Source organism: Colwellia sp. MB3u-41 (assembly GCF_014076845.1).
Taxonomy (GTDB): domain Bacteria; phylum Pseudomonadota; class Gammaproteobacteria; order Enterobacterales; family Alteromonadaceae; genus Colwellia_A.
The window spans coordinates 67,152-88,152 of sequence record NZ_JACGUT010000048.1 but is presented as its reverse complement, the minus strand read 5'-3'; the positions used below and the strand labels follow the sequence as shown (position 1 = coordinate 88,152).

The following is a 21,001-nucleotide window of genomic DNA, read 5'->3' as shown; positions in this document are numbered from 1 at the left end:
GCTATTTATATTTTTTATTAATAATATTAAATCATAAAGGAAATGGTATTAACATTGATTTTATTGTTAATTTGATGGACTATCTTGTTATAAAATAAAAACGCGTAGCTTATTCATTATGCTTCAACAATCAAAGTCAGCAAAGCCGATAAAAACAGCAACTATCATTGATGATATTCGTTTACTTATTCCCGTTTTTTTATTGAAAAAACTGCAAGTTCATCCGCTAACCTCCAGTCTTTATCCGTTATCGCTTGGGAAGCATTCAGATATTAATTATCAAATAAATAAAAAAAACAGTGACCATCACAGCTTACTTTATTGTCAATCGACTAGCGCAACTCTAGACTATAAAAACAAAGTCAGAGAAGTTAAATCGGGCGATCTTGTTATTATACCAGCCAATGCGAGTTTTAAATTTACCGCCGTCCACACAGAAAATAACAGTGAAATTAAAAACAAATCAGGAAAAGTCTATTGGTTAAATTTTAAAGGCGATCTCGCCAATAATTTTGCCGAACGTTTATTAATGAAAATGGATGATGGTCTCGCACACGTTGGGAATGTAGATGAAGTGATCCGAGATTTTGACAATTTATTAGCGCTAGGTCGCCGCGGCTATACCGCTACTAATGTTATTCACGCGGTACATATTTTACAGCAAACCTTAAGCTTTTTGGCATTACAGTTGCGTTTAACTGACTTTAATAACAGTTCTACTTTTGATATTGATGCGGTCGAACGTTTAATGCGCAATAATCTTCATCAAGAATTGAGTTTGGATACATTAGCGCATTACAGTCAGCTGTCTAAATTTCATTTTTCAAAGAAGTTTAAAGAACTCACCGACACATCACCAATACAGCACTTTATTAATATGAAAATTCAACGCGCCTGCTCTGAGCTTGATAATAGCTCACAGACTATTAAAGATATTAGTGAGAGCTTGGGATATAGCGACCCTTACTATTTTTCACGCCTATTTAAAAAGTCGCTCGGAATGTCACCTAAGCAATATCGTGACTCTCGTCACAGTGCTTAAAAACATCAATAGAAGTACGAGTATTAGCAATGTATTTAGCCAATAGCTAACTGTTGACCATAATAGCCAAGCGTAATTTATAGTAGACTCATTTTCCTCGTCTTCATTTGTAACCGCGTTGATGATACCTTTATCATAGGTTTGCTCGTTAAAAGTAAATAATCATTGGCTGCTATACTCAAGGTTACGCGATAACATCAGCGATACTTAACTTTTAACCCGCTATTTAATGCTCACCACTTAACTTCACTTAATCTATGCTATTTAATTTCACTGACTTGTCTAGCGTTAAAAAGGAAATCAATATGGATATCAATACGGCAAAATCAGTTTTACAAAGTACCTTTGGTTACGCTGACTTTCGACATCAGCAAGCGAAAATAATTAGTGAATTAATCAGTGGCGCAGATGTTTTTACGCTTATGCCAACCGGTGGTGGAAAGTCATTATGCTATCAAATACCAGCGATAGTTCGTGATGGCGTAGGCATAGTGGTGTCGCCACTAATAGCGTTAATGAAAGATCAAGTTGATGCGCTAAAACTACAAGGCGTAAAAGCAGAGTTTTTAAATTCATCCCAAGACCATGAAGAACAAAGTCGTGTCGAGCAGCTAATAAGATCAGGCAATGTCGACTTATTGTACGTTGCGCCAGAGCGACTATTGAGTGATTATTTTCTAAAGCTTATTGATAATATAACCATTGCACTCTTTGCCTTTGATGAGGCACATTGTGTTTCACAATGGGGTCACGACTTCAGACCTGAATACCAACAGCTGTCCATTATCAGCCAGCGATATCCACATACGCCTAAAATTGCCTTAACAGCGACAGCGGATATGAAAACGCGAGATGAAATTGTTCAAGTATTAAATTTAACGGCCGCTAAAATCTTTGTTCATAGTTTTGACAGACCCAATATTCAGTATCGGATCAGTGAACAAAAAAATAACAAAGAACAACTCCTTAAATTTATCAATACCGAACATAACAATGATGCCGGTATCGTTTATTGTCTTTCAAGAAAATCTGTTGAGGCCACAGCTCAATGGCTGAGTGAACAAGGAAAAGTTGCTTTGCCTTATCATGCAGGTTTAGCCAATAATATTAAAGATAGCAATCAACAACGTTTTCTCAGAGAAGACGGCATAATAATCGTTGCCACCATTGCCTTTGGCATGGGTATTGATAAACCCGATGTTAGGTTTGTTGCCCATTTAAATTTGCCTAAAAGTATCGAGGCCTACTACCAAGAAACTGGCCGAGCAGGCCGTGATGGTATGCCCGCCAATACTTGGTTAGCGTATGGCATGCAAGATGTTATTAAGCTAAAACAAATGACAAGTCAAAGTAGTGGTAATGAACAGTTCAAGTTTATAACTCAACGTAAAATTGATGCCCTGCTTGGTTATTGCGAAGTGTGCTCTTGCCGCCGGCAAGTATTACTCAATTATTTTGGTGAAACGTTAGCTGAGCCTTGTGGAAATTGTGATAACTGTTTGAATCCACCCATAACATGGGATGGCACTGCTGCCGCTAGAAAAGCACTTTCAACCGTTTATCGAACGGGCCAAAGATTTGGCGTAGGCCATCAAATTGATGTCTTGCTAGGTAAGCAAACCCCTAAAGTTATCCAGGTTAATCACCAACAACTTTCTACCTATGGTATTGGTAAAGAGCACAAAGCAGAGGAATGGCAAACGGTGTTTAGGCAACTCATTTCAATGGGATATTTAGCCGTAGAAATGGAATATGGCGCTTTAAAACTTACTGAAAAATCTCGACCTTTATTAAAAGGCGAACTGACCATACAACTCAAAGTAAAAGAATACGGTAAGGCAAAGCTTGCGCGAAAATCAAAACAACCTAATGCCAGCCATTTATCAGCACAAGAAGAAACCGTATTTGAAAAGCTCAAGCAACAAAGAGCATTATGGGCAAAAGAGAGAAATGTACCATCATTCGTTATTTTTCATGACGCTACCTTAATGGATATAGCCAGAGTTAATCCCAAAAACTCAGCGCAACTATTAAACGTTAATGGTATAGGTAAAACAAAATCTGAGCTTTATGGTGAAAAAATTATCGCACTACTACACTAGCTAAAACGCTTATTGTGGGTTCTGAATAAAGTTGTAAACTAACGAATAAAGATAGAAGTACTAATATTAAATAAAGCTTCAGCATTTTTATGTTGGGGCTTTTTTAGTTAAAGTATATAAAGCTAAATAATCTCACACTTGAAAGGGAATACATGAATAACTGTAGAAGTAAGATAAAGATGCAAACCGTTAAATAAAATTGGAAACTGGAATTATTACGTTTGCGCGCCGAAAATACCTTTCAAAAGATTTAATTAAACGTTGAAATAGCTAACTTCTAAAATATAACTCTAAGGGCAGTAGCCACAAACCTGACCTAATTCACTGGTCAAAATATCCCTGTTTTATGTTCACTTTGATACGAAACCGGACATTAGACTGATTTTTATTTTAGGATTTTTCTGTGAGCTAAATATAGGTGATTATTTAAAAGTGTCAGCTTTTTTTGCACTTTTTTTGAAGGAATCAAAGCTGACGTTATTTATAACCAAAAATCAAACTACCTAGAGATCACTTAGATACGTTAGCGGACGTTCCTCACAGATATAAATATGTATTGTTTGGCTATAAATATTACCAATTAATCGAATAACCTGACTGGCAAAAATGCCACCAAAGCGATTATAGAGGCACTAAACATTAAGGACAGGTAAGCGACATTGCAGACATTAATCGATATGCATCTTTTTGTTTTTCGAGCTAGGCTGGGAACGTTCGATCAAACTATTTTCGAAGTACCCAAAACTTACCCTCATTAAGTTATAAGTACCTTCTTATTACTATGCTTACATTAACGTTTCTGTTAGCTTTATTTAAATTAACTAGATGTAATATAATTAAATACTCACCAAACATACTTAATCCAGTATGAGCTTAATTTTAAATGAGAGCCCATTTGATTTACCAAACACTTAAACACGAAATAGATATTCAAGGGTTAACGGTTAAAAATTCCGATAACGTAAACCTTAATATTCGTCCCAAAACCTGTCAGCTATTGATTTTTCTTTTGGAAAACTCAGGAAAGCCTATTAATAAGCAAACCTTGCTTGAATCTGTGTGGTCGGGTGCTGTTGTTGGCGAACAAGTGATTTTTCAGTCTATAAATGAGATTAGGCAGTTATTTCCTAACAACGAAGTAATTAAAACTATTCCCCAGAAGGGCTATGTTTGGTTGCCTGATGTGCAGATTAAAGAGACTAAAAAACCATTTGCCAGAAATAAAAAAACGACATTATTAGCACTTTGCATGCTAGCCTTATTATTCGCCTCAATTATGCTTAATAGACATCAACCTGATGCTTCAAATGACGTACAACTTGCGCAGCAAAACATCAGTGGTTCTATCGTTATTTTACCTACGCAAAACCAAATAGACGGTAACGATCATTCTTGGATCAGACTCGGAATGATGGACCAGATTATTAAACGACTTCCTAATTCTAACGACCACCTTGTATTACAAGCTGATTATGTACTGGAAGTACTAAAACGAGCTAATGCATCATCTAAGGAACTTTTATCAAAGGACATTCAACAAATTTTTAGGGTATCAGGCGCTGAGTTGATTGTCTTTTCTAAACTTTCCGGAGTGCCGCATGATTATCAGCTGAGTTATGTTTTTAATTATAGAAAGCGGTTAAAAAAAGGCGTGCTTTTAAACAAAAACTTGCAGTTATTAATTGATGAGTTCAGTCTTTTGATTGCTAAGCAACTAGGTGATGAAATTTTGCCATTGGAAATCGCCTACCAAGCAGACTTCAACAATGCACTGCTTAGCAGCGCTATCGACAAACATCTTGAAGGGAATTTCCAATTGGCCAATCCAATATTAGAGACTATTGTGCTTAACAATCCTGAAAACTTAACAGCTCAACGCATATTAGTAGGAAATTTGTTTCGTTTGAAGTTATTCAAACAAGCTGCTGAGCGTATAGATATTGCGTTACCGATAGCTCAAAAACTAAAAGATAAAGATGAAATAACTCGCTTACTTTATTCAAAAGCTCTCTATCATTATGTGACTTATAACGATTACAAATCAGCAGATGTTGCGGTAAAAGCACTGATAACAGCCAAAGAGAATAATGATTGGCTATTAATGGCCCACATTAAAAATATACAAGGAAACCTTGCCGTTAACAAAGAAAATTATGAATTAGCCGAAGCATTTTATAATGAAGGAAAACAATATCATCAAGTATTGCACTGTCCTGTGGGAGAGTCTCAATCTTGGGCGAATTTGGCTAGTCTTGCTAAGATACAAAACCAGCAAAAGAAATTTACCGCAGCCATAGATCAAGCAATTAACATTGCTACTACTCGTGAATTATCGTCGCAGCTTAATTATTTCAAAAGAATAAAAGAGCAAGGTTTTAATTAATAAAAACAAATACTTTAGAAAATTATAGAAACTTATTGTAGTTTTGATTAGTACTTTTATGAGACAAAGAGGCCATCAAATTCAGCGATTAATAATGATGAAACTTACCAGTACTCATGAGGAAAAATGTAATGATTAGAAAGATGGGATATTTAATTTGTATTTTTGTTATTGCTTTTAATGCATATACATATACATATAGTAAAGAGCAAATTAAGCCAAATATTACAACGTCTGTTAATATTGGAAAAATAAATATTTACATCGAGTGCTTTGGCAAGGGCTCTCCCTCAATTATCATTAATGGTGGTTTCGGTGGTTCTGTCTCTAATGGTGAATGGGAAGCTGTAATAAAGTCACTCTATAAAAAAAATCAAGTATGTATCTATGACAGAGCTAATTTAGGTCAAAGTGACAAATCCATTGGGCATTACGATTTAGGAACGATTGTTGAGCATCAAAATCTTTTGTTGAAAAAAGTAGGTATCCAATCACCTTATTTGATGGTGGGACATTCTTACGGTGCTTATCCAATTAAATTATTTAATCATCTTTATCCTGAAAAGGTTGCGGCTATTCTCCTTGTAGACCCATCGTTATACGGTCAATTTAAAAGCCACATAAACAAGTGGGATCCTGAGAATGATAACTATGATGCGGAAACACAAAAGAAAATGGAGGAGGAGTTAGCGCGTTGGCAAGGCCCTCCAGTAAACAATGAGAAGATCAATATGAGAACTAGCTCAAAGCTCATAGCAAATAGTGATGGATTTGGTGAAAAGCCTTACGTATTACTGTGGGCCAGAGATGCTATTTGGGAGCCTGAAAAGAATGTACCTGATGGCTGGAATCCAGCAGTATGGGAGCGTATTAAAAATTCATACTCATCTGACTTGGCGGGAATACAAAACTTGTCGAGCAATACCAAAATCACTTTTGCTAAAACACCCGAACATTACATTCATAAATATGAGCCTGAAATTGTCATAAATGAAATTAATTATTTATTAACAAAACTGGAAAAATGAAAGGATAAGCATATTGAGCTAATTCATCTATTGCTAACACCTGCTTTAACTATCCCTCGATGAGGTTTATAAAGCTGTATCATTCTATCTTTGGGGGCATTATTAAGTTCAGTCTTTGGTGAAAATAGAGCAAACTAACGGCTGCAATAGGTCCAAGTTGCCGTTTAGAAATAAAATGCCATAGGTAGTAATGAACTTAAACCCGCCCCACAAGTGAGCAGAAAATCTTGCCCTAAATATGCTCCTGAATTTGTAAAGGCTTAATGTCGGCTTATGGCTAAGTTGAAGAAGTCTCTAATGATCACTAGCTTAATGTTAACAAAGATACGATAACGGACCTTAGCCTTGGCTTATCTATCGACATTTTAACCGATACAAATCATCCCCGTGTTAGATAATAGAATTGTTCTAAATTTCATCAGAAATCTATAAAGTGAAAAATTATAATTTGATTAAAAATTACCAAAGCGGACATTAAATCAACATGATTTTAGATATTAAATTTTTATGATTCTATGGCGGTTTGGGGCATAAACCGAGATAGATTTTATAGTTTTCCTGTTCGTTATAGTTACAAACAATTGAAACAAATTTTATCAATTGGTCTGATAAAGGCTCATCAATTAAATACTCTTACCTAAACTAGCCAAATATGCACCTGAAACAAGCTCCTTTATCACGAGGGAGATAAACTAAATCTCCACCATGATTGGTCATAATCTGTCTAGAAAGGCTCAAACCGATACCTGACCCTTGCCGCTTGGTCGTATAAAAAGGGACAAAAACCATCTCAATCGCATGTTCGTCAATACCAGCACCATTGTCAGCCACTTCAATATAGAGTTGTTGCTTTTTGTTTAGTGCGACAGTTAATGATATTTGATTTTGTACGTTATCACTCCCTCCTTTACTAATCTGTTGATCACTATATGATTTTACCGCTTCTATTGCATTTTTAATAAGATTAATCAGTACTTGCTCAATTTGAGCGCTATCTAACATGACCAATTGCTGATTTTGTATGTGTGTAGTTAGGTTGGTATTATATTCATGAAGTTGTTTTCTATGTAGCATTTCGATTCGCGCTAAAATAGTGGCTAATTGTGTCGGAAGTAAATTTGGCATAGGCAAGTTACTAATTTGTCGAAAACTAGCGATAAACTCACCCAAATATAAAGTTCGAGAAGCTAAGGTATTAAGCGCGAAGGTAAAGTCTTGTTTATTTTCTTCATCGATAAAACTCAGTTTTTTTGGTATTAGACCCAAACAAGTTTGTGCAATAGAAGCTAGTGGGGTTATAGTATTGGCGACTTCATGAGTGAGTACGTGAGTTAACCGTTTATAAGCCTGCTGCTCTTTATTTAACAATAACTCGTGAATTGATTGTAAAGTTATAATCTTACGCTTTTGTCCATGAATTTCAGCGATACTCACTTGTACGGTTAAAGTATCTTCCTGCTCTCCATGTTTCCATTGAACTGTACTTTGTAAGTTCTCCTGCGTGGAAAAAACAATCGTACCAATATGATTAAGTTCATCAAGATGATTTACACTTTTACCTAATAATTTAGCAACTGCTGGATTAGACTCAATAATACTGCCCTCGGAGTCGCAAACGATAACAGCAAGATTAATATGTACAAGTAACGCTTGTAAAAATTCGCTTTGCCGTTCGGCAACAAAGCGTGCTGATTGCATCTGACTTTTCACTCCTTCAAAATGCTGGCGCATTGGATGGTGATCACCAAAACCTAAGGTATTATCACCATTAGCTAGTGCTCTTACCACCTGTATGATTTGCTGATCCTGGCGTTTAAAACATGTCATTAATGAAACGGTTAATGAAATTGCAAGCACTAGTACCAACAGTAAAGTCGATGACATGCCAATCGTATTATAAACCCGAGTTAACAGTGATATACAAGCCAGTAAAGCAACAAGATTAACAACCATTAATATGGTGGGGCGACTATTTAAAAAATCCATAACATAAACTTCATTTAATTAAGTAATTGGGTAGATGACACAGTGGAGATGAATTAAAGGTCATGCTTTTCTAAACGACGGTACATAGCACCTCGTGTTAAGCCTAATGCTTTTGCGGCCTGACTGACATTTCCTCGATGATGTTTTAGGGCAGCCCGTACAGCCCGTTGCTCTAATATTTCTAAATTGAAGCTGTCATAAACCATATTATCAACATAGTCAGCTACAGAGTTATCTATATAACTAGTTACAGAGCTATCAGCTAACTGAGGTTTATCAGCAACTTCTATTTGTTCTGATTTTTGAGATATATCTTCTCCCATTACAGAGCAAATATCTAATGCACCACAATCACTTAAAATAACAGACCGTTCAATAATATGAGCCAATTCACGTACATTACCCGGCCAAGCGTATTGACAAAGAAGGTTCATATCGCTAGGTTCAATAGATAAATTTCTTTTATATTTACGGCTAAAGTGCTCAAGATAATACTCAGTAAGTAGAGGGATATCATCTACCCGTTCACGTAATGGTGGCAAACGTATCTCTACGGTATTAATGCGGTAAAGTAAATCTTGTCTAAAGCGATTTTCATAAACCGCTTGAGGTAAGTTTTCGTTGGTAGCGCAAATGAGTCGAATATTCACATCTATTGGTTTTGTACCACCCACAGGAGTGATCTGACGGTTTTGCAACGCAGCTAGTAAAGTCGCTTGCTGACTCAAAGGTAAATTACCCAATTCATCTAAAAATAAACTGCCCTCATGGGCGAGTTCAAACCGACCTGTTCTATCGGCTTTAGCATCGGTGAAAGCGCCTTTTTTATGACCAAAAAGTTCACTTTCGAACAAACTTGTGGCTATCGAACCCATGTCCAAACTAATAAAAGCCTCATCGCTTCTATTACTTGCCAAGTGTATTGCATGTGCTGCTAATTCTTTACCCGTACCACTTTCACCAGTAATTAAGATATTAGCATCAGTTTTTGCCGCTTTATTAATAGTGTCGAAGACTTGCTTCATTGCCAAACTTTGACCTAAAAATTCAAAACTTTTTCCTTTTAAAGCATGATTTAACCCTAGCTTTTGTCGAGTAAGTTTACCTATTTTTTGTTTATCTTTAGAATGGCCGAAAGCCGCTGCAATTACGGCCAAGAGTTGTTCATTTTTCCAAGGCTTGGCGATAAAGTCAGAGGCACCAGATTTTATCGCGTCAACAGCCAGTTGAATATCACCGTAAGCCGTCATGAGTACAATAACAACTGATGAGTTTTGAGCTAGGATTGACTTGAGCCAGTAAAACCCTTCCTGACCACTTATCGAGTCGTGATTAAAATTCATATCCAGTAATATGACTTCTATTCTTTCCTCGTTAACGATTTTTTCAATATCAAAAGGGTTATCTGTTGTTACGACGGTTCGATAATGTTGCTTGAGCAAAAACTGGGCAGCAATCAAGATATCAATATTGTCATCAACAATTAAAATTGAACCCGCTTGCTTCATTTCCATCAGCCATTATCCATTTATAACATTTTGTTTAGTCTACCTTACATTCGATAAAGACGTCTAGCATCCGCTATTCATAAAGGAACGCTTTTAGCTAACTGTACCGTTATTGGTACACTTTTCGATATAGCAAAAACAACAATAAAATTCAAACTACTGTTTTGTATAGATTAAATTAAAAGTCATATTTGGCATAAGTCTTGTACTTACAAGTGTAATAAAAATATTAAATAGAGTTGATGGATAACTTAAATGGGTCACTTAAATGGATAAGAGAATAATCAACTCTCCGTTACAGAAGTATTTAAAAAGTAGTATTTACGGCATGGTTATTTTTGCTATAAGCATAATGGCGTATAGCTTTACTCAATCAAGTGCGGAAGGGCGTAGTCATAATTTAGCTATAAATACCCTAACCATAAGCCCTGTGACGCAAGGCACATTTGTCGATGCATTAAGCTTACGTGGTCAAGTTGTACCAAAAACAACCATTTACCTTGATACCACAGCTGGTGGCCGTGTAGAACAACGCTTAGTTGAACAAGGTGAATTTGTTAAAAAAGGACAACCTTTAGTGCGTTTAAGTAATACTAACTTGCAGCTTGATGTGATGGGGCGAGAAGCACAAGTGACCGAGCAGCTCAATTTTCTGCGTAACACCCAAATGAATATGGCAACAAGTCGATTAGATTTACGTCGTGATTTATTAGAGGTTGAATTACAGATTAGCCACTTAAAAAGACGTGTAAAACAATCTTCGACTCTAGTAAATAAAGGCTTGTTGGCCAAAGATAGACTTGCAGAAGTAGCAGATAACCTAAGTTACTATAAAGCCAGAAAAGTATTAACCATAGAACGGCAAGAACAAGAAAACAGTATACGTAAGGTACAAGTACGGCAGTTAGAAGAAAGCGCTATTATGCTAGAAAAAAATCTACAATTTGCCCGTAAGAATTTAGACAATTTATTAATTAAAGCCCCCGTTTCAGGTTATTTAAGTGAGTTCAATGTTGAACTTGGTGAATCAAAAGAGCGCAGTGCCCGCCTAGGACAAATTGATATCCCCAATGAATATAAATTAGTCATAAAACTCGATGAATTTTATTTAAACCAAGTACAAAAAAACTTAACCGTAATGGTTGAATTGGAAGCAGGAAATATCATGGCTAAAGTCAGTAAAATTGATAGTCGAGTTAATCAATCACAATTTCAAATTGAAGTTGACCTACCTACAAATGCAGGCGACATCAAACGAGGACAAAACATTAATATTGAATTGATGTTAGGTGATGACAAAGAGCAAGCTTTATTGCTTAAACGTGGTGCATTTTTTAGCAATAGTGGTGGAAATTGGGCTTATGTACTTAACAAAGAAGGTAATAAAGCCATTCGAAGAACGATTAGTTTAGGAAAAAAGAATCAACAGTATTTTGAAGTGTTGTCTGGCTTGTCACTGGGCGAAAAAGTGGTTACATCAAGCTATGGCAGTTTCGATAAAGCTCAACAGCTGCAATTAAACTAATTCAGTTAACTTAAATTCATAATAATAAAGGAATAACAAAAATGATTAAAATAACTAACTTAAGCCGTATTTTCCGTACGTTAGATCTAGAAACAGCAGCATTAAGTAATATTAATTTAACCGTAAGCGAGGGCGAGTTTGTGGCCATTATGGGTCCATCGGGCTGCGGTAAATCAACCTTGTTATCTATCTTGGGTATGCTCGATTCTCCTTCAACAGGGTGCTTTGAATTTTCTGGTAGTAACATTGCTTCTTATAATGAAAAACAACTAGCGCAATTACGTAAAGCTTCTATTGGTTTCGTTTTTCAAAGCTTTAACTTAATCGATGAACTCACCGTTTATGAAAATGTAGAACTGCCACTGCAATATCAAAAAATTAGTAAGAATGAGCGTAAAAAGCGTGTTGAAGATATTTTAAAACGCGTTGGCATTGACCATAGAGCTGATCATTTACCACAACAGCTTTCTGGTGGTCAGCAGCAACGTGTTGCTGTGGCTCGTGCTTTAGTGATCAACCCAAAGCTGATTTTAGCCGATGAACCTACTGGTAACCTTGATTCAAAAAATGGTGACGAAGTCATGGCTATGTTACGTGAGCTAAATAAAGAAGGCACCACCGTTATTATGGTCACTCACTCAGAGAAAGAGGGTAATTATGCCGATAGATTAGTCCGACTTCTTGATGGTCAAATCATGCTTGATAAAGCCAGTCAGGTCACTATTCCTTCAGATTTGCCATCAGAGGTTGCTTAACATGGTCGTTAATTATTTTGTCACAGCATTACGTGCGATTAAAAAAGATAAACAACATTTTTTTCTCAACCTGATAGGTTTTAGTATAGGTTTAGCAGCAGCTATTTTAATGGCGTTATTTGCCCAACATGAATTGTCCTATGACAAGCATCAGCCCGATAGCGAACGGATATATATTGCGCACACTGATTATACCTCGATAGGATTACAGGCAATTGCACTGAGTAGCTATAGAAATGCCGAAACTTTGAAAAGTCATAGTCAGGTAGAAGATATATTTAGATTAGTAAAAACGAATTTCCTTAGCAAGCTGAATCAGGGAGTGAGTGAACTGGTACAAGTGGATGATAATTATTATCGACTAAGCAACTTTTATGCAGCAACCTCTAATATTCTCGACTTTATCAAATTAGATATTATCGCTGGCGATATCAATCAAGCATTAGGTCAGCCTGGTCAATTAGCGCTAAGTGAAGGAGAAGCAAAGCGACTATTTGGAGAAACCCAAGTGATAGGTCGACTGTTAAAGCATGAGCAAGGGCAATATCGTATTGGTGCCGTTTTTAAGAATTTAGCCGAAAATAGCCATGTAAAGTTTGATAGTTTAATTCAAATGCCTGCTCAATTTATCCAAGATGGCCAAGGTTATGTTTATTATAAACTTTTAGCCAATACAGATATAGAAAGCTTTGAAAATCAATTGACCAATGAGTTACATAAATCAGAAGGTAAAAGCACTATAACCATATCTTTAATCAACATGGAAAACATGCACTTAAAAAGCAATGGACCAGTTTTCATGAAAAGAAGTGGCTCATTATCAATATTGCAAACGTGTATTGGTTTAAGCCTAATTTTAATGTTGGTTGCTAGTATCAATTTTATTAACCTTAATATTGCCCAGTCGGCCAAACGCGCTAAAGAAGTTGGCGTTCGTAAGGCATTAGGTGCAACCAAAGGCCAATTAGTAAGCCAATTTTTGGCCGAGTCTTTTTTGGTGGTAATTCTGTCAGCCCTACTCGCTTTTACTATAGTGGAAATGAGTTTACCCGCGTTTAATCAAATGATGGACAGGTCGCTTAGTTTGGTTTATGGCTCGAAGTTTATGTTAATAACCCTAATGGTGATCTTTGTTGTTGGCTTGCTCTCGGGTTTATATCCAGCGCTATTCATCGCTTCTTTTAGCGCCAAACGTGTACTCAGTGGCGATTTAGTGCGCGGCGGAACAGCTATTTTTGTGAGGAAATTAACCTTGTGCCTACAAGGCGCTTTGTCTGTTGGTTTAATTATCGGCGCGATTTCTTTATACCAACAGATGAGTCTTATAGGTAGCTTAGCGGTTGGCTATGAAAAGTCATCACGTTTGGTTATAAAAGATCTACCGACAGAGGTCTTATATACACAAAAAAATAACAGTTTATTGGCGAAGATTCGAAATTTGACAGGGGTCGAGAAAGTTACATTTTCTAATATCGACTTAACCAATGATATAGTCTCTGGCTTATTTTTTACTTGGCCAAATGGGCAAAGATTAAGGGGTCCTCAACCTACGGTAGGTACAGGTTATTATCCGGTAGAAACATTAGGACTTAAACTCCTTGCTGGTCGTGATTTTTCACCGGAATTTAGTGGCGATTGGTATCAAGAAAATGATGAACAAAATAGCACTGTAAGTGTGTTAGTTAGTCGTCGCATGATGGAGTTAGCCGGGTATCAATCACCAGAGTCAGTTATTGGTCTGATGCTGTCAGAGCCAAGGTTGAAAATGACTGCCAAGATTGTTGGTGTAATAGAGAATGTTAAAATTGGCTCTGCCAGACAACAATCGTTGCCAGTATCTTTTAACTTGGGTTTTAGCGAAAACAGCATTGCTAAAGGTCATATCATCATCAAGGCAAACAATGCCGACATGGCTATGTTAACTAGCCAAGTTCGACAGATAGTACAGCAAGAATTACATTTAAGTGATGTGCAAATAACTACTGTTGCTGATGACTACGCAAATGCGCATATAAACGAACACAGAGTATTAGAAATGGTGAGTGTTTTTAGTTTTTTAGCCATTTTTCTTACCTGTTTGGGTACTTTTGGCTTAGCTTCATTTGCTACCCTACGCCGCCAAAAAGAAGTGGCTATTCGTAAAGTACTCGGCTCGTCACGCTTAAGTATAGTAAATTTACTCGCTAAAGAATTCCTCATATTAATAGCTATAAGTATTGTTATCGCCTATCCACTGAGTTATTGGTTGATAAGTGATTGGTTAGCTAACTTTAATGAACGTATTGAACAATCAATTGGGGTGTACTTACTTGGTGCTGCTTTTATCACGCTCGTTACTTGGTTAACCGTGGCATGCTTAGCCTTTAAAGCGGCCAGTAGCAGGCCGTCACTTATTTTACGTGATGAATAGACATTAAATTCATGGAAGTTAAGGTTTATTCATCTAGATCGTTTGGAGAATAATAATAACATCAGCCTGAAAAATATAGTTGGTTAACGCTCGTTTCTCTAAATTTTAGTCAGCTATATTTTTTCCCTTATCAGCAAGACCAGGTATTTTTAACTTTAAAAGGATTACTTAAAGTGCTGCATACCTTCGGATCAAAACATCTAAAACCAAAATTATCAATCACATTAAATAAACTTGTGTTGTTGGCTTGTTTTTTTGTGGTTGCCTATTTTGGATATGAAAAATATGCTTTCCATAACGCGGAAAAAATTGAAGCTTCAATTCTAATTTTAAGCCATCAAGTGAATGATATTTATTTTTTAGACATGAGATTACTCAGTTATAATTTAGAACGTAAACATAAATATAGATTAGCTAAAGTAGTAAGTGTTACTGGTAATAATGTGGCTATAGTTTATGGAAGGGCTTTCTATCAATGGAAAAATGCAGTAGTAAATAGAATTAAATACGATGATTTAAATAACAATAATTATTTTGAGTTAATACCCGATTATATTCCTTTTAGCAAAATCAAAAAAATGAAAGCTAGCGGAGCTATTTATTTATTTAGTTAAACGGCCAATACGAAATAAACTCTATGGTAAATTCGTTAACTAAAAATTCTAATTATTGTTCGTTAAAGAAATCACCCTATGCCTAGTTAATTTAGTACATCTGGTGTTTAATTGTCTTGAAATAAAAAGCAATATACAAGCCATTCAAGTAAGAACTTCTAAGTTGGCTAAGTTCCTCTCTATCTCACTTGGGGGGCGTTAGCGCTATAGTCTTAATACTCTAAATTCGTTTGAAACTTGAATGATTCTAATGTCTTCTTTGGGGATTTGAGTTCTAATTCCGTGCAAAAATTTTCGGCACAATCTCAATTATGAATGGATGTGAGTTTTTATATAAAAGCGAGAACTTTAGGAACCCTGATCTGCCGTTTTCAACTCAAAAGCTAAGGTCAGCTTATGGCTAAGAGTTGACCTAAAGAATAGCCAACAGCTAATGTCAGCGATGCGCAGAAGACGTTAATAAAGTTATTTCATAATATGTTTCGAATGATTATTAAGGTTCACTTATGCCAGTTGTAGCCAGGTTCAAACTTTATTTGGAGTGTTTATTGGTACTTTTTTAATAAATAAAACTTACTGCCACATTTGTTTCTATCTTTACTCACAAAAGCACATTTTTACTCAACGGCATGACTAGGCTTGCATGGGATTTTTGTTTCGATCTTTATTTAGCTTTACACTTATCTTTGTTCAAAAAAAATCTGTGCAATCAATTGAGCATTAATAAAAAAGCCACTATGCCTTAACATAGTGGCTTTACAAGTATAATTTTTATCAGCATTACCTAAAATAACGGCGAACTTAATGGCCTAAAACATTTCAACCGCAATCGCTGTAGCTTCACCACCACCAATACAAAGAGAGGCTAAACCTTTTGATAAACCTTTGTTTTTCAATGCATGTATTAACGTTACCATAATACGAGCACCACTAGCACCTAAAGGATGACCCAGTGCACAAGCGCCACCATTGACATTGACTTTTTCAACATCTAAGGCTAACTCTTTAATCGCTAGCATAGTAACCATGGCAAATGCTTCATTAATTTCCCACAGATCAACATCTGCAGCCGTCCAGTTTGCTTTTGCTAAAACTTTATTCATTGCGCCAACAGGTGCTACAGTAAACTCTTCAGGTTTTTGTGCGTGCGTTGCATGAGCGACAATTTTACATAAAGGGGTTAAACCACGTTTTTCTGCAGTCGATTGCTTCATCATCACTAATGCAGCGGCACCGTCTGAAATTGAGCTAGAGTTTGCAGCAGTAATTGTACCGTCTCTTTTAAAAGCAGCACGAAGTGAAGGTATTTTATCAGGACGTGCATTGCCTGGTTGTTCATCGATAGCGAATACCGAATCACCACGACGAGATTTAATGGTTACTGGCGATATTTCATTTTCAAAAGCGCCAGCGGCAATTGCTGCATTGGCACGAGCTAATGAACGAATTGCGTATTCATCCATATCTTCACGAGTAAAACCAGCGTCATCAGCAGTTTCTTGTGCGAAACAACCCATAGCAATACCGTCATAAGCATTTTCTAAACCGTCAGTCATCATGTGGTCAAGTATTTGGCCATGCCCCATTTTAATGCCACTTCGCCCTTTGGGTAAAAGGTGTGGGGCGTTAGTCATACTTTCCATACCGCCGGCAACAGCAACATCGATAGAACCTGCCATTAATGAATCATGTGCTTGCATTGCCGCTTTCATACCTGAACCACACACTTTATTAATGGTGGTACAAACTGTTGATAATGCTAAATCAGCTGCTAATGCTGCTTGACGAGCAGGCGCTTGTTTTAAGCCAGCAGGCAGAACACACCCCATGATCACTTCATCAACTTGATCATTAGCTATATTTGCCGCAGCAAGTGCACCACGTATAGCTGTTGCACCTAAGTCCGGTGAAGTAACAGCAGATAGTCCGCCCATAAAACCACCCATAGGGGTTCTAGACGCTGAAACAATAACAATAGGATCTGTAGTAGACATGAAGCTCTCCGACATAAAAATAAAAAAGGATAAATTAATGCCCATTACCATAACTTATATTTGACGTTTACGCCAACGTAAACTTTAATTGAACATGCAATGATTTGGTGAGATTAAATCAATTAACTGAGTTAAGGCTTAGGGGGCATTTGAATCGCGATAATGGCTTGGTTATTTTTAATTAACGTGTAAATTATTGACAATATATTCCATGTATCATCGATGAAAAAAGCCTCCACTTTACGTTAACGTAAACTTCCTGTAAGGTGACTACATAACATAAATGTAGAGTTTTTCATGGCAGAACCCAAAGCACAGACTTTTTCAATCAGTGATCTTTCTAAAGAGTTTGATATAACAACTCGAAGTATTCGTTTTTACGAAGATCAAGGCTTGCTTGCTCCTACCCGTAAAGGACAAACTCGAATTTATAACCAAAGAGATAAAGTTCGACTAAAGTTAATTCTACGCGGAAAACGCTTAGGGTTTTCATTAGCAGAAACAGGACGTATCTTTGAGTTATACGATTTAGATAATACCAGTGCCAGCCAGTTAACATTAATGATGGACATTATTGAACAGAAAAAATCAGATTTATACCAGCAACTTGATGATATCAAAGTTGTGTTAATGGAATTAACAAATTTAGAAGAAAGCTGTTTAACGACATTATCAGCTATCGACAATAAAAACTTAACTAATAACCTATAAGTAGCTCACTAAGCTAAGGAAATAACATGATTTCTACCTTCTCATCTTTAAACTTTAATCTAGGCGAAACCGTCGAGATGATCCGCGATTCGGTTAACGCATTTTCTCGTGACGAAATTGCGCCACGCGCAGCACAAATAGATATTGATAATGAATTTCCTAATGATTTATGGCGCAAATTTGGCGAATTAGGCTTACTCGGTATGACCGTTGACGAAGAGTATGGCGGTTCTGGTTTAGGTTATTTAGAGCATATGGTCGCGATGCAAGAAATTTCACGTGCTTCTGCGTCGGTAGGTTTAAGTTACGGCGCAATGTCTAACCTTTGTTTAAACCAATTAAACAAAAACGGTTCGCATGAGCAAAAAGCTAAATATTTACCCAAACTTTGTAGTGGTGAACATATTGGCGCATTGGCGATGAGTGAGCCCAACGCAGGTTCTGATGTAGTAAGCATGAAGCTGCGCGCTGATAAAAAAGGTGACAAGTACATTTTAAACGGCAACAAAATGTGGATCACCAATGGTCCTGATGCCAATGTTTATATTATCTATGCAAAAACTGATACCTCAGCAGGCTCAAAGGGCATTACCGCTTTCATTGTTGAGCGTGACTCCCCCGGTTTTTCTCGTCATCAAAAATTAGACAAGCTAGGTATGCGTGGTTCAAATACGTGTGAATTAGTTTTCCAAGATTGTGAAGTGCCTGCAGAAAACATTTTAGGTGAAGAAGGCAAAGGCGTTCGTGTCTTAATGTCTGGTCTTGATTACGAGCGTATTGTTTTAACGGGTGGTCCATTAGGGATTATGGATGCGTGTATGGACTTAGTTGTTCCTTATATTCATGACCGTAAGCAATTTGGTCAATCTATTGGTGAGTTCCAACTAATTCAAGGCAAAGTTGCTGATATGTACACTCAAATGAATGCAGCTAAATCGTATGCTTATTTATGTGCACAAGCGGCAGATCGTGGCGAAACTACCCGTAAAGATGCTGCGGGTGTTATTTTAGTTGCCGCAGAGTTAGCCACAAAAATGGCCTTAGATGCGATTCAATTACTCGGTGGTAATGGTTACATCAACGAATTTCCAGCAGGTCGTTTGTTACGTGATGCTAAATTATATGAAATTGGCGCAGGTACCTCTGAAATTCGTCGCATGCTCATTGGTCGAGAGTTATTCGCTGAGTCTAAATAACGTAATAACCTGCAAGCAATATTTCTCTTTCAATAGAAAGAGAAATAGATGAGAGCCGCACTACTTTCATCTAAGCTTGCAGCATTAAACCTGATGTTCTTACTGATAAACCTCTATAATAAAGGCAAATATCGTGGCTAAAATAATTTCAAAAATAAATGTACGCAGCCCTGAATTCATTGAAAACGCTGCACATATGCAAGTTCAAGTCGATGATCTAAAAGTAAAACTTGAACAAATAAAACTGGGTGGCGGACAGCGCAGTCGGGAACGTCATTTATCACGTGGTAAATTATTACCGCGCGACCGTGTTAATGCGCTACTTGATGCAGGCTCACCATTTTTAGAATTATCTCAACTTGCCGCTTATGACGTTTATGACGCCGATGTCCCTGCTGCAGGTATTATCACCGGTGTTGGCCGAGTCGGTGGACAAGAGTGCGTTATTGTTGCAAACGATGCCACCGTAAAAGGTGGAACCTATTTCCCGCTTACCGTTAAGAAACATCTCCGTGCGCAAACGATTGCACAAGAAAATAACTTACCTTGTATTTATTTGGTCGACTCTGGTGGCGCTAACCTTCCCAACCAAGATGAAGTATTTCCTGATAAAGAACACTTTGGTCGTATTTTCTTTAATCAAGCGAATATGTCTGCACAAGCTATACCACAAATTGCTGTTGTTATGGGTTCTTGTACTGCAGGTGGTGCTTATGTACCAGCAATGGCAGACGAGTCGATAATCGTTAAAGAACAGGGTACCATATTTTTAGCGGGTCCTCCGTTGGTAAAAGCCGCAACGGGTGAAGTTGTTAGCGCTGAAGACTTAGGAGGGGCTGATATACATTGTCGCACCTCTGGTGTCGCTGACCATTATGCTCAAAATGACCACCATGCTTTAGAAATTGCCCGCAATGTTGTAGGGAATTTAAATCGTATTAAACCCGTCACGATGAATATTCAGCCTATTGTTGAGCCGGCTTACGACGCACAAGAAATATATGGCGTTGTACCCAAAGATGCTCGCCAGCCATTCGATATTCGTGAAATTATCGCCCGTGTTGTCGATGGCAGTAATTTTGATGAATTTAAAGCCCTTTATGGTACAACCTTAGTGTGTGGCTTTGCTCGCATTTTTGGCTACCCTGTAGGTATAATCGCGAATAACGGTATTCTTTTTGGCGAATCAGCACAAAAAGGCGCTCACTTTATTGAGTTGTGCGCGCAACGAAAAATCCCTTTAGTTTTCTTACAAAACATCACCGGATTTATGGTTGGTAAGCAATATGAAGCTGGTGGTATTGCTAAGCATGGCGCAAAAATGGTGACTGCCGTTGCAACCGCACAAGTCCCAAAATTTACCGTATTAATAGGTGGTAGTTTTGGCGCGGGTAACTATGGTATGTGTGGCCGAGCTTACGATCCTCGTTTCTTATTTATGTGGCCCAACGCCCGTATTTCAGTCATGGGCGGCGAACAAGCGGCTGGCGTTTTGGCACAAGTTAAGCGCGATCAAAAAGACAAATTAGGTGAGCAATGGAGTGAGCAAGAAGAAGCCGACTTCAAACAACCGATTATTGATACTTATGAGCACCAAGGTCACCCTTATTATGCGTCAGCCCGTTTATGGGATGATGGTATTATTGACCCTGCTGATACTCGCCAAATATTAGGTCTCGCCCTTTCAGCCTCCCTAAACAAACCGATTGAGGATACCAAATTTGGTATCTTTAGAATGTAGGCTGAG

At 37.3% G+C, this 21,001-nt stretch carries 14 protein-coding genes; 11 read left to right on the top strand and 3 right to left on the bottom strand.

The features are described 5' to 3' along the window. Positions 1-118: 118 nt before the first annotated feature. The 4 genes from H4J73_RS04880 (at position 119) to H4J73_RS04865 (ending at position 6,555) form a co-directional block, all read left to right on the top strand. Positions 119-1,042: an AraC family transcriptional regulator gene (locus H4J73_RS04880; RefSeq protein ID WP_182178889.1), complete on the top strand. Its 924-nt coding sequence runs from the start codon at positions 119-121 to the stop codon at positions 1,040-1,042. Between the two features lie 305 nt (positions 1,043-1,347). Then, entirely contained in the window at positions 1,348-3,144 is a 1,797-nt protein-coding gene (recQ, locus tag H4J73_RS04875) for a DNA helicase RecQ (protein ID WP_182178887.1), read from the top strand. An 883-nt stretch (positions 3,145-4,027) separates the two neighbouring features. Then, on the top strand, positions 4,028-5,527 hold the full coding sequence (locus H4J73_RS04870; protein ID WP_259366640.1) for a winged helix-turn-helix domain-containing protein: 1,500 nt from the start codon (positions 4,028-4,030) through the stop codon (positions 5,525-5,527). Between the two features lie 131 nt (positions 5,528-5,658). Further along, positions 5,659-6,555, top strand: coding sequence for an alpha/beta fold hydrolase (locus H4J73_RS04865; RefSeq protein WP_182178883.1), 897 nt, complete (start codon positions 5,659-5,661; stop codon positions 6,553-6,555). 642 nt (positions 6,556-7,197) lie between these two features. On the opposite strand, the gene H4J73_RS04860 is transcribed toward H4J73_RS04865, so the two are convergent. Together H4J73_RS04860 and H4J73_RS04855 are read right to left on the bottom strand one after the other, a co-directional pair. Next, complete coding sequence (locus H4J73_RS04860) at positions 7,198-8,541, bottom strand: PAS domain-containing sensor histidine kinase (RefSeq protein ID WP_182177159.1); 1,344 nt, start codon at positions 8,539-8,541, stop codon at positions 7,198-7,200. A 53-nt stretch (positions 8,542-8,594) separates the two neighbouring features. Beyond that, positions 8,595-10,049 carry a sigma-54 dependent transcriptional regulator gene (locus H4J73_RS04855; RefSeq protein WP_182223411.1) on the bottom strand — a complete coding sequence of 485 codons (1,455 nt, stop codon included), beginning with the start codon at positions 10,047-10,049 and terminating at the stop codon, positions 8,595-8,597. Between the two features lie 268 nt (positions 10,050-10,317). On the opposite strand from H4J73_RS04855, the gene H4J73_RS04850 reads away from it, so the two are divergent. From H4J73_RS04850 to H4J73_RS04835, 4 genes are all read left to right on the top strand, one after another. Beyond that, on the top strand, positions 10,318-11,574 hold the full coding sequence (locus H4J73_RS04850; RefSeq protein ID WP_182177160.1) for an efflux RND transporter periplasmic adaptor subunit: 1,257 nt from the start codon (positions 10,318-10,320) through the stop codon (positions 11,572-11,574). Between the two features lie 41 nt (positions 11,575-11,615). Next, entirely contained in the window at positions 11,616-12,329 is a 714-nt protein-coding gene (locus H4J73_RS04845; protein ID WP_182177161.1) for an ABC transporter ATP-binding protein, read from the top strand. Position 12,330: 1 nt separating this feature from the next. Then, positions 12,331-14,739 (top strand): ABC transporter permease, encoded by a 2,409-nt coding sequence (locus H4J73_RS04840; protein WP_182223399.1) that lies wholly within the window; start codon positions 12,331-12,333, stop codon positions 14,737-14,739. Between the two features lie 173 nt (positions 14,740-14,912). Then, positions 14,913-15,353 (top strand): hypothetical protein, encoded by a 441-nt coding sequence (locus H4J73_RS04835; RefSeq protein ID WP_182223398.1) that lies wholly within the window; start codon positions 14,913-14,915, stop codon positions 15,351-15,353. Positions 15,354-16,162: 809 nt separating this feature from the next. Here the strand turns inward: H4J73_RS04835 and H4J73_RS04830 are convergent. Next, positions 16,163-17,347: an acetyl-CoA C-acyltransferase gene (locus H4J73_RS04830; protein WP_182178881.1), complete on the bottom strand. Its 1,185-nt coding sequence runs from the start codon at positions 17,345-17,347 to the stop codon at positions 16,163-16,165. 297 nt (positions 17,348-17,644) lie between these two features. On the opposite strand from H4J73_RS04830, the gene H4J73_RS04825 reads away from it, so the two are divergent. The 3 genes from H4J73_RS04825 to H4J73_RS04815 all read left to right on the top strand — a co-directional run bounded on the left by H4J73_RS04825 (position 17,645) and on the right by H4J73_RS04815 (position 20,995). Next, the gene (locus H4J73_RS04825; RefSeq protein ID WP_182178879.1) at positions 17,645-18,058 is read left to right on the top strand and encodes a MerR family DNA-binding transcriptional regulator; all 414 of its coding nucleotides are present in this window, start codon (positions 17,645-17,647) and stop codon (positions 18,056-18,058) included. A gap of 26 nt (positions 18,059-18,084) precedes the next feature. Then, positions 18,085-19,254 (top strand): isovaleryl-CoA dehydrogenase, encoded by a 1,170-nt coding sequence (locus tag H4J73_RS04820; RefSeq protein WP_182223397.1) that lies wholly within the window; start codon positions 18,085-18,087, stop codon positions 19,252-19,254. 133 nt (positions 19,255-19,387) lie between these two features. After that, positions 19,388-20,995 (top strand): carboxyl transferase domain-containing protein, encoded by a 1,608-nt coding sequence (locus H4J73_RS04815; RefSeq protein ID WP_182178875.1) that lies wholly within the window; start codon positions 19,388-19,390, stop codon positions 20,993-20,995. Positions 20,996-21,001 lie beyond the last annotated feature (6 nt).

Excerpts from the sequence above, each read along its gene's own strand:
- H4J73_RS04845 (WP_182177161.1), top strand. The coding sequence starts at position 11,616 with ATGATTAAAATAACTAACTTAAGCCGTATTTTCCGTACGTTAGATCTA.
- H4J73_RS04820 (WP_182223397.1), top strand. The coding sequence starts at position 18,085 with ATGATTTCTACCTTCTCATCTTTAAACTTTAATCTAGGCGAAACCGTC.
- H4J73_RS04870 (WP_259366640.1), top strand. The coding sequence starts at position 4,028 with ATGAGAGCCCATTTGATTTACCAAACACTTAAACACGAAATAGATATT.
- H4J73_RS04840 (WP_182223399.1), top strand. The coding sequence starts at position 12,331 with ATGGTCGTTAATTATTTTGTCACAGCATTACGTGCGATTAAAAAAGAT.
- recQ (WP_182178887.1), top strand. The coding sequence starts at position 1,348 with ATGGATATCAATACGGCAAAATCAGTTTTACAAAGTACCTTTGGTTAC.
- H4J73_RS04865 (WP_182178883.1), top strand. The coding sequence starts at position 5,659 with ATGATTAGAAAGATGGGATATTTAATTTGTATTTTTGTTATTGCTTTT.
- H4J73_RS04850 (WP_182177160.1), top strand. The coding sequence starts at position 10,318 with ATGGATAAGAGAATAATCAACTCTCCGTTACAGAAGTATTTAAAAAGT.
- H4J73_RS04880 (WP_182178889.1), top strand. The coding sequence starts at position 119 with ATGCTTCAACAATCAAAGTCAGCAAAGCCGATAAAAACAGCAACTATC.
- H4J73_RS04855 (WP_182223411.1), bottom strand. The coding sequence starts at position 10,049 with ATGAAGCAAGCGGGTTCAATTTTAATTGTTGATGACAATATTGATATC.
- H4J73_RS04860 (WP_182177159.1), bottom strand. The coding sequence starts at position 8,541 with ATGGATTTTTTAAATAGTCGCCCCACCATATTAATGGTTGTTAATCTT.
- H4J73_RS04825 (WP_182178879.1), top strand. The coding sequence starts at position 17,645 with ATGGCAGAACCCAAAGCACAGACTTTTTCAATCAGTGATCTTTCTAAA.
- H4J73_RS04830 (WP_182178881.1), bottom strand. The coding sequence starts at position 17,347 with ATGTCTACTACAGATCCTATTGTTATTGTTTCAGCGTCTAGAACCCCT.